Source organism: Chlamydiota bacterium (assembly GCA_016178055.1).
GTDB lineage: Bacteria > Auribacterota > JACPWU01 > JACPWU01 > JACPWU01 > JACOUC01.
The window spans coordinates 1-15008 of sequence record JACOUC010000035.1 but is presented as its reverse complement, the minus strand read 5'-3'; the positions used below and the strand labels follow the sequence as shown (position 1 = coordinate 15008).

Below are 15008 nucleotides of genomic sequence, written 5' to 3'. Positions count from 1 at the left end.
GAATTCAGCAAATCGTTTTTTCAGTTACTGGATCAAAGAAGTGTGCCTTTGCCATGTCCAAGACCATTTCGATATCCTGATTGACTTCTGCTTTTTGATCAGCATCGACACGTGCCACAAAGGAAAGCTTCCCTTTCTTAAGATAAAGAAATAACTCAGCCCCCATGGGCTCTACCACTTCAACAGTCGCCTTGGTCGTGTTTTCGGCAGAGGCATCCCCTAAAAACAATTTATCATAAATATCTTCGGGGCGTATTCCAAAGGTAATTTTTTTATCAATATAATTCGATAAACGAGACATCATTCCTTCACTGACTTTGAATTGAAAGAGATCTTCTTTGAAGAAAAGGGCTCCATCCCGCTTGATCAGTATTCCATCGATAAAATTCATAGGGGGACTTCCAATGAAACTTGCCACAAATTTGTTGGCCGGCTCATTGTAGATACTCAGCGGATCATTCACTTGTTGAATTTCCCCATCCTTCATCACGACAATGCGATCTCCCATGGTCATGGCCTCGACTTGATCATGGGTGACGTAAATCATCGTGGATTGCAGACGAATATGGAGTTTACTGATTTCCGTTCTCATCTGGACTCGCAGCTTCGCATCTAGATTTGAAAGCGGCTCATCAAAGAGAAAGGCTTTTGGTTTTCTAACAATGGCTCGTCCAACCGCAACCCGCTGTCGTTGTCCGCCAGACAAAGCCACAGGTTTTCGGTCCAGGAGATTTTGAATCCCTAAGATTTCGGAAGCATCGCGGACACGTTTATCAATCTCAGCTTTTGGAAATTTTCTAAGCATGAGCCCAAACGCCATATTCTTATAGACACTCATGTGGGGATAAAGGGCATAGTTCTGAAAGACCATGGCGATATCTCGGTCTTTGGGAAGAACCTCATTGATTCTTTTACCCTCGATACAAATCTCTCCAGAGGAAATATCCTCCAGACCCGCGATCATCCTCAAGGTTGAGGATTTCCCACAACCCGAAGGTCCAACAAGAACAACAAATTCTTTGTCTTTGATCTCTAAATTGACATTGTTAACAGCCGTAATGTTGCCGGGATAAATCTTATTGAGATTAATTAATTTTACTTGGGCCATAGGGAAAAATGATATTCGACAAAGGAGAGCCTTGTCAACACAATCATATTTAGGGTAGATTGAGGCGAGTAACAATTTCTACTTTTCAATCTCTATTCTTGGCTTCTACGTCATGGAGAATTAAATGAAGATAAAAGTACTTTTGGTCGCTTCCCATTTAGATGCGGGAGGGATTACTTCCTATCTATTGACCTTGGCCAAGGCTTTAAAAGAAAAAGGGGTTGATCCTTTCATTGCGTCGGGAGGAGGTCAGTTTGAAAGGTCAACGGATTTGGCCCATTTCAATATTGGGATTCATACCAAGTCAGAGCTGAGTCTCCATGTGTTAAAAGGGGCGTGGAGAATGAAAAAGATTATACAAGAGGAAGGAATCCAGTTGATTCATGCCCAAACCCGTGTGGCAGCCGTCACAAGCTTTATTGCTTCCCATCTGTGTGGTATTCCTTTTTTAACCACGGCCCATGGCTTTTATCGACCTCATCGGGGTCGTAAAATATTTCCTTGTTGGGGGGATGCAGTGATTGCCATCAGCAGTCACGTTCGAGATCATTTAGAAAAGGACTTTAAAGTTTCGCACGAAAAGATTCATTTAATTTATAATGGAACAGATCTTTCAAAGTTGAATCACCTCCCTTTGGAAGAGGAAAAAATGGAATTCAGACGTCAATACCATTTGGATAAAGATATTCCAACCATTGGAATCATTGCCCGATTGTCTCCTGTCAAGGGACATCGATTTCTGTTGGAGGCTCTTCATGCGTTATCTAAAGTTAGAAAGCTTCAATGTTTGGTTGTTGGGGACGGTCCTTCTCGAAAGGAGTTTCTCGATGATTTAACTCGTTTCAACCTGAAAAATATTGTACGCTGGATTCCTTGGACAGATCATTCATGGGAGGTGCTATCGCTTTTAGATGTTTTTGTCCTTCCCTCTTTACAGGAGGGCTTGAGTCTCTCAATTTTAGAAGCTCAGGCCGCAGGGGTTCCCGTGGTTGCAAGCAATGTAGGGGGAATTTCTGAAGTCGTGGTGGATGGCAAAACAGGAATCTTGGTTCCACCTCAGGATTCCCAAGCTCTTGAGCGCACCCTCAACAAAATGCTTGAGGACCCTGCCTTGGCTCGTCACATGGGAAGTCAAGGTCGTGAACACGTGAGTCAGAAATTTAACCTGGATCGCATGACCGACAAAGTCATTGCATTGTATGAAAAGGTCTTATCTCATTCAAAATGAGAATTCTATTTTCTTTGCTTATCTTTTTTACTTTGGTCGTGAGTGGGGCCCTTTTTTATGTAGATTATGGCCCGGTGAGTGTCCTTCCGATTTTGAGATATGAACATATGGGTGAATCTGATGCTAAGTCGCCCGATTATGTTCATCCCCGTGCGTTTCAAAGGCAGATGGAGTATCTTGCAAGTGAGAAATTCCATGTTATTCCCTTGAGCCAGGTGATTAAAATTTATCAAGAAGGCCACTCGATCCCTCGCCATACGATTGCCATTACCTTTGATGGAGGATATGCTGATTTTAAGAATTATGCGGCTGGCCTTCTTGAAAAATATAAGTTTCCTGCCACGGTTTTCTTGCGGTCCTCCTATCTGGGACAAGCAGGATACATGACAAAAAATGAGGTTTTTGAAATTGCGCAAAGGGGAGTCATCGAGTTTGGGTCCAATGGCCAAACAGGTAAAAATTTAGCTAAGACGGGAATGGATGCCTACAGTGAAATTTTTATTTCTCGCATGGCTCTTCAAAAAGAGGTGGAGCGTCCGGTTTATTTTTTTAGTTATCCTGAAGGTGGGATTCAACCGGCTCTAGAAAATTTGGCAAAAGAGAGCGGATATCATGGAGCTTGTGCTTTGACCCCAGGGAAAAGATATAAAAACAATAATCCCTATGCGATGAAGCGTATTTCGATTACCTATCAGGATGACAATACCTTTTTTTTCAAATTCAAAGCCTGGGGAAATTTTATTCTGATTCAAGAATGGTGGGAAGCAAGGAAAAACAAAGTTAAAAGTTAAAAGTGTAAAGTTAAAAGATAGGATAATGAAAAACTTAATTTTTAAAGAATTATGGCTTCGTCGAGGACTTTTGAGGAGCCTGGTCGAACGCAATCTCAAGATTCGTTACAAAGGGTCTCTGCTTGGATTTTTCTGGTCCTTGATGGATCCTTTGATGATGGCGGTGGTCTATCTTGTCTTTATTAAGCTGACCCGATTTCAAACCGATCTTCCTTATCTTTTATCGGGTGTTTTTATTTGGCAGTTTTTGGTTCTGTGTGTCGGAGATTCATTCCATGCGATTTTAGGTAATACTAATTTAGTCAAAAAAGTCTACTTCCCCCGGCTTATTCTTCCCTTGGCAACCGCCTTGGCCAATCTCATTAACTTTCTGTTGTCTCTGTTGATTCTCATTATTTTTCTATTTTTGTTGGGGGTTAAAATCCATCTTCTTCATCTTGTCTATCTTCCTTTTTTAATTTTCTTAGAATTTATGATTTGTTCGGGGCTCGCGTTTCTTTTTTCGAGTCTAACGGTTTACTTTCGAGATACTCAGCATGTGGTGGGCATCATTCTCATGGCTCTTTTTTTTATGAGTCCTGTGATTTACCCTGTTCAATTAGTTCCCGAACGTTGGTTAACTCTTTATTTGATGAATCCCATGGCGACGATCTTGCTTGGATTTCGCTCAGGCCTTTTAGGGACTTCTTTCCCCTGGGGAGGAGCGACAATTGTTTCTTGCCTTTTGAGTGGGGTCATTTTTGCGGGAGGGATTTGGGTTTTCATCAAATTAGAGCCCTATTTTGCAGATGAGCTATAATCCCAATTTTTTCATTCGATACTTAAGCATTCTCGGAGAAATTTTTAAAAGCTTTGCAGTTTCGATACTCTTTCCTTGGCATTGAGTGAGGGCCTCTGTAATCAGCTTTTTTTCAAAATCCTCCAATTTTCCCATCAGAGATTCTTCATCGGGCGATTCCTTGAAAATTTCAGATTCTTTGGGAGAAGAAATTTTATTCAAATACACTTTTGGCAAGTGATTAATGGTAAACACGAGAGGTTTCCGGGACCGATGAGTTAAAAACATTGCCTCCAAAACATTTCTCAATTCACGGACATTCCCATGCCAGGTAAACGCCTGAAGGGCCTCGACTAATTCCGATGAAAACTGCGGAAGAATTTCTAAATTCATTTCTTTTTGAAGGATTCGAGCCCAATGTTCGATCAAGGGGAAGACATCCTCTTGACGTTCCCTCAAAGGGGGAAGATGAATGGGAAAGGTACAAAGTCGATAATAAAGATCTCTGCGAAACTCCCCCTTTTCAATGGCTTGTTTCAAATCTTTATTGGTTGCAGAAATAAGACGGACATCCAAGCGAATAGGAGAACATCCTCCCAGTCTTTGAATTTTCTTTTCCTCAAGAACACGTAACAGCTTGGCCTGGACATGAGGGACTAGTTCTCCGACTTCATCCAAAAAAAGCGTTCCCCCTTCCGCTTGTTCGAAGGCGCCTATTCTTCGATGGCTAGCCCCTGTGAACGATCCTTTTTCATGTCCAAAGAGCTCACTTTCAACAAGGTCTTGGGGGAGGGCGGCACAGTTCACAGCAGTAAAAGGTCCCAACCGATGGGGATTCATATAATGAACGGCCTTGGCGACCAATTCTTTTCCGGTTCCCGTCTCCCCTGTGATCAGGACACTCGTCATTCCGTAGGCCACTTGTGAGATTTTTTCACGAATTTCTGTCATGGAGGCTGAAATCCCAATCAAATAATCTGGATGAAATTTTTCAGAAACTTCTCGGATAAGTGAAAGATTCTTCTTCTTTAAAAGATTGGATTCTAAGGCATGATGAATGATCTGACGAATTTCATCGATCATAAAAGGTTTCACGATGTAATCATATGCCCCTAGTTTAATCGATTTAACACCTGTGGAGGCATCGCTGACTGCACTGATCACAATGGTCGGAAGTTCGGGACGAATTCTTTTGATTTGAGGAAGGGCCTCTATTCCACTCATTCCTGGCAGGCAAATGTCCAAGGTTGCGACATCGGCTTGGCCTCCTTCTTGTAAATATTTCAACGCTTCTTCGGCAGAAGGGACGAAGTGGATGGAATAAAGATTCTTAAGAGCAAGTTCTATACTCTCGCGTACGCCTTCATCATCTTCAATTGAAAGCAGCTTAGGCAAAGGATCATCTTTTGTCACGGTCATCATCGGGATCGATTCTATGGGATTTAAATGAGGATAACTACCAAAAATTGTCTTGTCTGACAAATTTTGTAAGACAAAAATTGTCCTTTCTCTTGAAAAAGATGGCTGAAAAACAGTCAAAAAATTTAATTATTTTAATATAACTAAGCTTATTCCAATAAGATGCGGAGTTATTTTCCATGCTTTTTAGAAATCGGCATGGTTTGTGCTCTTAAATAATAGAGAATTTTAATTCATTCGATACGAAGCACTCAAACCGTATGGAGCCCGGTCCATACGGTAAGAGGAAGAGGGGAATGGAGGTGAAACTTCGCTTCATTCCCCTCTAAAATTTCAGCTTTTAACCTTTTGTTGAACCTAAAAATAACTTGATCTAATAACCTCTTCCAATCTTCTTTGATATAAAGGTGAGGCTCATTTTGTAGTCGCCCCATTTATGGGGCTGCCCGATGAATCGGGCGACTACAAAAAAAGCATGATGGGGAGAACTTTCATCGCACATGATCATCTCGAAGGATCATTGAAATTGCTATAAAGGGATAGTCCCTCCTCTTAAGGTAAGAGGGGTTGGGGGAGTTACTTCATTGTTATCAATCACCTGACAAAAATTGTAATGCAGGTGACAAAAATTGTCAGGGAAGCGCCTGCGTTTCTCATGGGGGGTAAAAAAGGAAGCCCAACTTTTGAGTGTAACTGGTAAAATAGTAACCAGTTACAACTCAAAAGAAAGGTACAACCACCCTGACAGAGTGTATCCAATTGTGGACTTTCGATATCGCACACTAGACTCTTGGAGTTGTGAAAGGCGGGTGATCGGTAAGGCAGAATATATGGAGAAAGGTGAGAATCCCCTTTTAGTTTCTGGATTCATGTGAAAAACAAAAATGCTTAAACTTTTACTTTTTTTAGAATTGATGAGAAATGCAAGCTAACTCTTTAGAGGAATAACAATGAGAGCCATCTTTGGAAAGCTAAAATACGCATTTGGTTTAGCAATAGGTATGCTTATTTGCAGATTACATTTACTTCGAAAATACAAATTCCATTTACTCTCATCTTGGCGACTGGAAGAAAAGAGAAAGGGACTTGATAATTTGTTTTATCGTGCTTTGCGTTTATATTGGTTTAGATTTCAATATTTATCTGAAAAGGATCCGGATAAAAGGGAGTTATTGAAAGAAACACCCATGGAGGGGGGAGGGAGGAGATGGGCGGAATATTATGATAATCAACCTTTGGATTTTAAAGCTAAAGTGGGTCACTTAACATATAATGAAGCCTGTCCTCTGCTTTCTAAATTAGACAAGATACTTTCCTCCACAACTGAACCTCTTCTTGTTGTTCAAGTAGGAAGTTCTTCCGGAAGGGAAATTGCCTGGCTAGCGGGAAGAAACCGCATCCATACCTATATCGGAACTGATATCTATCCCGAAGTTCTAGCCTATTCTTCTAAACACCATCATTTATCCAATTTGAGCTTTGAAAGATATTCGGCCAAGGAAATATCTAATCTGCTGAATCGATATAAAGGTCAAAGAATCATTGTATTCTCTTCTGGATCACTACAGTATGTTCAACCCGAACATGTAGAGATATTTTTTGATTCTATTAGTTGCATTCCAAAACTCCAAATAATTTTATTGGAACCAGCAAATGAATCAGAAGGTAACCCTGAAAAAGTCAAGGGTAGCTTGTGGAGAGGTGATTTTTCTTATACACATAATTATCGTTTCTACGCTGAGAAGGGAGGTCTCATTACTCAAACTTGTGAGATTTTAAGACCTTATTTTCCATACGAGAATTTCCCCATCCATAGAAATACTGTTCATTATTTCTATGGGGGACGTTCATTGATTTATTGATTTAGAATAGATGACGAACTTATTAACTTAATAAAAAAGAGACAGAGAAACTGAATGGGTTTCGCACTAAAACAAGAAAATGAACTTCCCTATTTGATGTTGGTCGAAGGGCCAATGCTCAAGGTTTTGCCTGGAGGAAAAGCTGAGGCAAATGCTTTGGCGGAGATTATCCCAACCACCTCGCTAGGTGGTGAGATTATTCTTTTTGACGAGCAACGCAAAACAATAATTGACAAAGTATCATTATGAGCCTTATGTATTTTTCCCAGAGAATAGATTATTGAGTGAGTCATTTAAAATAGCCGATATGAAATTATTAAGACTGATGTCAGGTTCAATTTTGTCTATTTTATATCCGATACTGTTTGTAGCTATTTCGTGGGTTTTGAATTTTTATCCTGGTGTTTGAAAAAGAAGGAAGAGTCTAAATTTTTAGGATAAATCTTTATGAATTTTCTTCGCTTAGGTGCTTTCGCTTTACTTCTTCTTAATCTTTTCTCAGCCTTCTGCTTTTCTGAAGAGAACGGGTATTCTCCTATTTTGGAGCATCGAATGAAAGCCAATGAGATGGTTCAAATGTTGAGAGAAGAGAGGTATTCTGAAGTTGATGCGTTTTTACAATCAACCCATGAGAAACATCTTCAGACGGTTGATGGTTCTACCAGCCTTAATTTGCTCTATGACTATATTTCTGGACATAATGAGCTTACAGAAGAAATTTTAAAGAGGTGGAGAGACTCTTCTCCTCAATCCCATTTTGCATATACGGTGAGTGGCTATTTTTATATCCATTATGCATGGAAGGCTCGAGGGAGTGAGTGGGCCGACAAAGTAGCTAGCGAAATGTGGCCTCTTTTTAAAGCTAGAATATTACTCGCAAAGTTTTATCTCGAACAGGCCTATCAGATGGATTCTTCAGACCCTAACTCCTCTACATTCTTGATCACGGTCTGTCGAGGACTTTCTTTAAAGAGAAAGATCATGGAAAATTATTTTCAGAGGGCTATTCAAGCAGATCCCACCTTTTTTGATGCCTATTTTGAAAAATTGCAATATCTCATGCCCAAATGGCAAGGTTCAAAAAAGAAGATGTTTCGATTTGCCATGAGGGCCGCTCTTGAAGCGCCACAGCATTCGGCGATTCCTTTGGTTTTGGCTTATGCGCATGATGAAATGGCGGACCGATCAGGTGATCGGAATAAATATTTATCAGATCCAAAAGTTTGGAATGATATTGAAGCGGTATTTGAAAAGTTTTTTGAAACATCTCCCAAGTGTAATTCTAGAAGAACGATGTTTGCACAATTGGCCATTGATGCAGGTAAGCTTGAATTGGCAAAGAAGCATTTGGACCTTGTCATTTCATATTATCCAAAAAGTTATACCCCTTATTATGAGCGAGGGCGGTATTTTATGGTTCTCAAGGAATATCAAAAAGCGATTGAGGATTTTACGAAGGCCATAGAAATGTTTCCTTCGTATGAAGAGGCTTATACCAAGCGGGGAGTATCTCATGTTAGACTTGGAGAATATGAAGCGGCTTTAAATGATTTTTCCAAAGCGATTGAATTAGACCCTCGTAATGAATATGGTCTTTCACAAATAGGCTCGATTTATCTTTCAAAGAAGGATTACAAGCAGGCGATTAATTTTTGTTCAAAAGCAGTGGAGATCGATGATAAAGACACCCTAGCTTTTTCTTCCCGAGCGTATGCTTATTCAATGATAAATGATTTTCAAAAAGCCCTTAAAGATTATCAGAGAGTTATGGAGATCACAGATCAGCATGAATATATATTTTCTAATATGGGATATGTCTATGTCAAATTGGAGCAACCTGAAAAGGCTTTAGAATATTTTAAAAAAGCTATTCAGTATAATCCTGATGATCAATATGCTCAGCGTTGGTTCTCTTCCGTCAAGCAGAGACTCTCAAAATCAGGGGAAGTTAAGAGAGTAGTAGAAGTAAAGAAGCTAACGCCATCTTTTTTTGATATTCTTCGAGTAATTTTGATGGTGTTGTTATTAGGAACATTTGTGGGTATTCGCCTAAAAAGGAAAAAGATATGAAAAGAATTTTTTATTCTCTATTCATTGGGATAATTTTATTTTTTGAGAGTGGGATAGAGGGTCATTCTTCAGAAATGAACTCTGAAGCAAAAGCCACTTTTGATCGGGCCTTTACCCTTATTGAAAAGGGAAATCTTGAAGAAGCTAAAACACTCTATGAAAAGACTATTCAGTTAGCCCCTGAATCTCAAGATGCTTGGTTAGAATATACTTCATGTTTAAGAAAGTGTCATCACTTGCAAAGGGCAGTACGGGCAGGATGGAGGGCGGTTGAGTTGGGGCAAGATTCCTCTTCAGTTTGGACCAATTTAGGAAATGTTTTTCTAGATGCAAATGCCTGGAATAGCGCAAGTGATGCTTTTAAAAAGGTGCAAATATTATCTGAAGACCGTAAACATGTTGTTCAAAATTTTTTGAATTTAGGCTTTCGTCAATGGATCTTTGGAGATTCCGAGGCGGCTTTAAAAACATTTAATGAAGCTCTTAAGTTAAATTCATCCAATGGACAGACTCTTTTAGATATAAGTGCTGTTCTTTTATCTCAACAAAAACTTGAAGAGGGCCTTCATCAAATTCATGAAGCTATTCTCACCCTTCAAAATGAGGATAATAAAAGGGGTTTAATTTACGCAGAAAATGTTTTAGATATCATGAAAGATGAAGGCGTATTGATCCCTCCATTATCTACGGGTCAGTTTTTTCAGAATTTACCTGAGCCATTTTTAAAACAGCCTGTTTTGGGTACAGCTCTTGGCTTAAAGATTGAGGATGAAGTGAAATATACAATACCCGTTAGTTTTTCCCATAAAGTTTTGCTTAAGGTCCCGGAACTATGGGAAATTGATGTTACGGAAGGTTCTCGACAAGAACCGGGTACGATTACTTTTCAACCAAAAAAGGACGATCAATTTAAACTGATGTTAAGCTTCATGGTAAGTAAGAAAAATGTTCTTGAGATTCAGGAAACCGTTCGCAAAAATGGAGAAGAATCTTTAAAAGAATCTGTTGAAACCCAACTTTCACTGATCCAAATCGAATCTGATTCATTCCATGGTTGCGCTTATTTTCTTACAGATCGATCTCTTGTTGGTAAAGAACCCAAAGAAAATGATTATCCTTATCTTATTCAGGGGATTGGGAAAGCAGGTGATGTGGATGTTTTTTTTACCGTTTTATCTCGCTTTAAAGATGAAAAATTTGTGAATGAGATGTTGGAAAAAGTAAGTAAGATTTGTTCGCTTTAAGAAAAGGTTTTCAAGAAAAATAAATTGCCCAATTGATCAGAATTAATCATTTTTATCCTTTTTAATTTATCTTCAGTGATTAATCGTCCCCAAAAATCTAAATAAGCTTGCGCATGATATGAGAAAAATTTTTCGTAAAAAACAGATTGTCATAGCATCGCTGCTCATTGCGGTGATCATTTTCCTAAGTGCAAAAATTTATCAATATGGAGCTTTACCCACCGAACAAAAAGAGGGAAATTTTGTTTATCCTCATCATGAAGATGAAGCTAAGCCCGTTATCATAAAGGTCAATCCTTCACCGTTTCGGATTCAGTTCAAACAAAAAGGTGGTTTTACGAACGATGCAAGTTATCTCAATAAAACATCGGTTTATGGCATTGCTAAAATATCCTCTGTTGAAGATGTTAAAAATGCCCTCTTTTTTGCGAAGGAAAACAATTTGAAGGTAACGAGTGCTGGCCAGCAACATAGTATGGGGGGACAAAGTTTTATTTCAAATGGGTTGGTGCTTGACATGAAAAATTTTAATCAGATGACCTTGGATAAAGGGCACAAAATTCTTAAGGTTCAAAGCGGTGCAATTTGGGCCAATGTACAGGAATTTCTCAATAAAGAGGGGCTTGCGGTTAAAGCGATGCAGTCGATTAACATTTTTACCGTTGGCGGTACGTTAAGCGTTAATGCTCATGGGATTGATCATTGTCCTGGATCCATTGCCCCAACTGTAAAGTCGATGCACATTATGCTAAGCAGTGGAGAAATTAAAACTGCAAGTCCAGTTGAAAATTCTGAGTTATTTAGATCCGTTCTAGGTGGTTATGGCCTTTTGGGCGTTATCCTTGATGTTGATTTAGAGGTTGTAGATAACGAGATCTACCAATGGACAAGGGATTTTATGAATTACAGAGATTTTCCAGAATATTATAAAAAAAATATTGAGAACCATTCAAACATAGGTCTTTTGTATGGAAGATTATCCCTATCTCCAACTTCTTACTTGAAAGAGGTTATTATTCATAAATATGGAAAAAAATTAATAGAGACAAAATTGCCTCCTCTTCAATTTCCTAAGCATACTTGGATCAACAGATTGGTCATTAACTTTTCAAAAACTGGGAACTTGGGCCGCTGGATCCGATGGATGCTTGAAAAATATGTGGAACCTACTCTACATCTTTGCTCTCGAAATCAAGCGATGGGTGAGAAAGAGGTTTGTTTGGTTTCTAGAAATCAAGAAATGTATGACACCATGAATTACTTAAAAAATAGATTAAAGGATACTGATATTTTACAAGAATATTTTGTTCCCCATGACCAAATGCCCGAGTTTATTGATGGGTTAAGAAATACAGTCAAAAGAAATGGGGCCAATCTTTTGAACGTGACGATCAGAATTGTGAGTAAAGATCATATTACGTCACTTCCCTATGCAAAAGAAAATATGTTCGCATTTGTTTTATGTTTTAATCAAAAATTTAATGAGAAAGAATCAAGAATTTTAGAAAAGACAACAAGAGAGTTGATTGATTTGGCTATTCATTTAGATGGGACGTTTTATTTGCCCTATCAGCTTTATTATTCTAAAGAGCAGCTTCGTAAAGCTTATCCAGAGATTGACGCCTTCTTTGAGATCAAGAAGCATTACGATTCGATCGGATTATTTTCAAATAAATTTTATGAAAAATATGGGAAAAAGCAGATATGAAACAAGAAATAAAGAGATCGATGCTTTCCCTAAGAAGTATTTTATTTTTGGCGGTGATGTTGAGAGGTTTATGGGGGATGGTGGCTTTTTATTTTACGCGGGATGCATCTATCTTTTATTCTCCTGATTCTGCATCCTATGTGGCGCTCGCCAAAGAAATGATCACCCTACATCATTTTTCAATTCACGGGATTCCGGAACTTGTTCGAACTCCGGGTTATCCCCTTTTCTTAATCCCGGGTTTAATTTTGGGACATTTGGAATGGGTAACGATCAGTTTACAAATTCTTTTGAGCGGTTGGACATTGTATTTAATCTACAAAACTGCTTTTCTTTTTTATCAAGATAAAAAAACAGCTCTTATTTGTGCTTTTTTATTTGCGGTAGAACCCCTTTCAATTTTATATTCTGTCAAAATTTTAACCGAGACGTTATTCACTTTTATCCTCATGGCTGGAATTTATGGCCTTGTTCAATTTTTAAATCATAGATCAGTGAAGGCACTTCTCTTTTCCTCAATATCGTTCAGTCTTGCAACTTATATTCGGCCGATCTCTTACTATTTGACGTGGGTCATTTTCGTATTTCTTTTATTTTTTTGGTTTTTAAAATGTAAGAGAGCTAAAGATCTTTTCTGTATTTTTCTTTTTCTTTTGATTTCTGTAGGCTCGACAGCTTTATGGCAGATCAGAAATAACTCTGAAACAGGATATTCAGGTTTTTCCGCTATCACAGATATTAATTTATATTTTTATCAAGGGGCTTCCATTCTTTCTATTGCTCAAAATCGTTCGTATCACGAAATACAAGATTCGATGGGATATCATGATCAGGAAATTTATTATAAAAGTCATCCCGACCAAAAATTTTGGAATCAAGGCAAGATTTATCAATATCTAAAAAAAGAGGGGCTCAAAATTGTTTTGGAGTATCCCTTGCGCTATTTTGTGATTCATCTTAAAGGAATGTTCAGGGTTTTATGGGATCCAGGGACTTTTGAATATCTGAAAATGTTAAAAATCTATCCTTCATCTGGGGGATTATTAGCCGAAGTCGTTGATCAAGGGATATTTAAAATGGCGAGACATATTTTTTTAAAACAACCCCGCCTATTTCTTCTATGTCTTTTGATGGGTGTCGTACCATTTTTATATTTTTCTTTGGGAGTTTTAGGGTTTTTTTTGAAACCGCATTCACCCATCAGTGGGCTATTGATTCTCACTTCAAGTTATTTTTGGGCCCTTTCAGGAGGACCTCATGCTGTCTCAAGATTTCGACATCCCATCATGCCTCTGATCATTATTTTTGCTGGGCAGGGTGTGTCTTATCTTTTAGAGCGTATTAAAAAGAAATATTGTTGTGATGGAAGCTAAGAAGAGAGTTAGTATTGCTTATGTGAACAACAGCTGTCGGAACGCTCTTGCATTGAGAAGTAAATGTAAAGGAGCAGAATTTTATTCAAAAGAGTGTTATGAAAAAATAATAATACATTCTTAAAGAGAATGTTATGAACGATTATTTTTATCGTTATCGTCCTTCTTCTATTTATCTCGCATCCCAATCCCCTCGGCGCAGAGAAATTTTAGAAAAGATGAAGATTCCTTTTCAGGTCGTTTCTTCTTCCTATCATGAGAAAATTTTTAAAGGGATTGAGCCTGAGGAGTTGGTTCTGAGACATGCTTTGGGAAAGGCGAGAAAAGCGGAGGTTCCAAAATCGGCGCAATGGATTTTGGGAGCGGACACGATGGTGTTTTGTCGCGGTAAGGCGTTGGGTAAGCCGAGGCATTTAAAGGAAGCTTTGAAAATGATGAAGGCTTTGTCTGGCCAAAGGCATGAGGTGTGGACGGGGGTTGTTTTGTGGGATCGTATCAGTGATCGGCTTTTGACCGGATGTGCCCAGACGTATGTTTGGATAAAAAATCTAACAGAAGCAAGAATTCTTTATTATTTTAATTGTGTGAATCCTCTGGATAAAGCAGGGGCGTACGCTATTCAAGAGGGACCGAAGATTGTTGAGAGAATCAATGGCTCTTATTCAAATGTGGTTGGACTTCCTAAAGAGTTGCTAAACAAGATGTTGCGTAGTATTTCTCTATTAAAAAATAAGAATTAGGCAACATTGAGCAATAAAGATCCGCACGATACAGATGAAATTTTTGCCTACATGAATACGCATGTCGAAAAGGATCATCCTTCGATCAGCGGATTTCCGGGGAAATTATGGGCGCCTTTTTTACCTTTGGATATAGACGCGGTGGATCTTGAAAAGGCTTTGGATGCGGCACGTGTGATTGCAAAAACTTTGATTCAGGAATGGAAAGTTCCAGGAGAGGCGTGTCATTTTTATTTCAGCGGCTCGAAGGGCTTTCATATTCTTTTAGACATTCGATTATTCGGGAGAGTACTTGCGAATCAACATTTGCATCAGATTTTTTCGACTTTGCGCGAAAATTTAATGTATGAACTTCCGCTTTTTGATCATGCCTTGGTGGACTTGACGATCAAAGATGCCGTGCGCCTTTTGAGGCTTGCGAACACGCTTCATGAAAAATCTAAGCTGTATAAAATTCCTTTAAGTGTAGAAGAAATTCTTTCCAATACGATTTCAGAATTTTTGTGCCCAGCCTTTTTAAAAATGTATGAGAACTCTGTCGAACCGGGTTTAAGAAATAATTCTGTGATTCGATTGCTGTCGGAATTTCGCCTGCATGGATTGAGTCTGGAAAAGTCCAGAGAGTTGATTCTGGCATGGAATGAGAAAAATAAAATAGGGCTTCTCCAGAGGGAATTGGAACATGTT

Annotated in this window: 14 protein-coding genes; 11 read left to right on the top strand and 3 right to left on the bottom strand. The window is 38.8% G+C overall.

The features are described from left to right. Nucleotides 1-4: 4 nt before the first annotated feature. On the bottom strand, nucleotides 5-1108 hold the full coding sequence (gene ugpC / locus HYS07_04590; GenBank protein MBI1870454.1) for a sn-glycerol-3-phosphate ABC transporter ATP-binding protein UgpC: 1104 nt from the start codon (nucleotides 1106-1108) through the stop codon (nucleotides 5-7). 124 nt (nucleotides 1109-1232) lie between these two features. On the opposite strand from ugpC, the gene HYS07_04585 reads away from it, so the two are divergent. The 3 genes from HYS07_04585 to HYS07_04575 are packed head-to-tail and all read left to right on the top strand — an operon-like array spanning nucleotide 1233 to nucleotide 3926. Continuing rightward, nucleotides 1233-2336 carry a glycosyltransferase family 4 protein gene (locus HYS07_04585; GenBank protein MBI1870453.1) on the top strand — a complete coding sequence of 368 codons (1104 nt, stop codon included), beginning with the start codon at nucleotides 1233-1235 and terminating at the stop codon, nucleotides 2334-2336. Further along, nucleotides 2333-3127, top strand: a complete 795-nt coding sequence (locus HYS07_04580) for a polysaccharide deacetylase family protein (protein ID MBI1870452.1) — start codon at nucleotides 2333-2335, stop codon at nucleotides 3125-3127. Before HYS07_04585 ends, HYS07_04580 begins: the two co-directional genes overlap by 4 nt. A gap of 25 nt (nucleotides 3128-3152) precedes the next feature. Continuing rightward, the gene (locus HYS07_04575; GenBank protein ID MBI1870451.1) at nucleotides 3153-3926 is read left to right on the top strand and encodes an ABC transporter permease; all 774 of its coding nucleotides are present in this window, start codon (nucleotides 3153-3155) and stop codon (nucleotides 3924-3926) included. On the opposite strand, the gene HYS07_04570 is transcribed toward HYS07_04575, so the two are convergent. Together HYS07_04570 and HYS07_04565 are read right to left on the bottom strand one after the other, a co-directional pair. After that, complete coding sequence (locus tag HYS07_04570; protein MBI1870450.1) at nucleotides 3921-5327, bottom strand: sigma-54-dependent Fis family transcriptional regulator; 1407 nt, start codon at nucleotides 5325-5327, stop codon at nucleotides 3921-3923. The two genes, HYS07_04575 and HYS07_04570, sit on opposite strands and share 6 nt — an antisense overlap. 248 nt (nucleotides 5328-5575) lie before the next feature. Continuing rightward, nucleotides 5576-5758 carry a hypothetical protein gene (locus tag HYS07_04565; protein MBI1870449.1) on the bottom strand — a complete coding sequence of 61 codons (183 nt, stop codon included), beginning with the start codon at nucleotides 5756-5758 and terminating at the stop codon, nucleotides 5576-5578. A 516-nt stretch (nucleotides 5759-6274) separates the two neighbouring features. Here HYS07_04565 and HYS07_04560 point away from each other — a divergent pair. From HYS07_04560 to HYS07_04525, 8 genes are all read left to right on the top strand, one after another. Beyond that, nucleotides 6275-7186 carry a hypothetical protein gene (locus HYS07_04560; protein ID MBI1870448.1) on the top strand — a complete coding sequence of 304 codons (912 nt, stop codon included), beginning with the start codon at nucleotides 6275-6277 and terminating at the stop codon, nucleotides 7184-7186. Nucleotides 7187-7240: 54 nt separating this feature from the next. Continuing rightward, a complete protein-coding gene (locus HYS07_04555) occupies nucleotides 7241-7435 on the top strand; it encodes a hypothetical protein (GenBank protein MBI1870447.1) in 195 nt (64 codons plus the stop codon). Nucleotides 7436-7633: 198 nt separating this feature from the next. Continuing rightward, entirely contained in the window at nucleotides 7634-9256 is a 1623-nt protein-coding gene (locus HYS07_04550) for a tetratricopeptide repeat protein (protein ID MBI1870446.1), read from the top strand. Then, entirely contained in the window at nucleotides 9253-10500 is a 1248-nt protein-coding gene (locus HYS07_04545; GenBank protein ID MBI1870445.1) for a tetratricopeptide repeat protein, read from the top strand. The genes HYS07_04550 and HYS07_04545 overlap by 4 nt, the downstream gene beginning before the upstream one ends. A 118-nt stretch (nucleotides 10501-10618) precedes the next feature. Next, nucleotides 10619-12208 (top strand): FAD-binding oxidoreductase, encoded by a 1590-nt coding sequence (locus HYS07_04540; protein ID MBI1870444.1) that lies wholly within the window; start codon nucleotides 10619-10621, stop codon nucleotides 12206-12208. Beyond that, nucleotides 12205-13581, top strand: a complete 1377-nt coding sequence (locus HYS07_04535) for a glycosyltransferase family 39 protein (protein MBI1870443.1) — start codon at nucleotides 12205-12207, stop codon at nucleotides 13579-13581. The genes HYS07_04540 and HYS07_04535 overlap by 4 nt, the downstream gene beginning before the upstream one ends. A 134-nt stretch (nucleotides 13582-13715) precedes the next feature. Then, a complete protein-coding gene (maf, locus tag HYS07_04530; protein MBI1870442.1) occupies nucleotides 13716-14321 on the top strand; it encodes a septum formation protein Maf in 606 nt (201 codons plus the stop codon). A 6-nt stretch (nucleotides 14322-14327) separates the two neighbouring features. Then, a partial coding sequence (locus HYS07_04525) for a hypothetical protein (protein ID MBI1870441.1) occupies nucleotides 14328-15008 on the top strand: 681 nt, incomplete at its 3' end.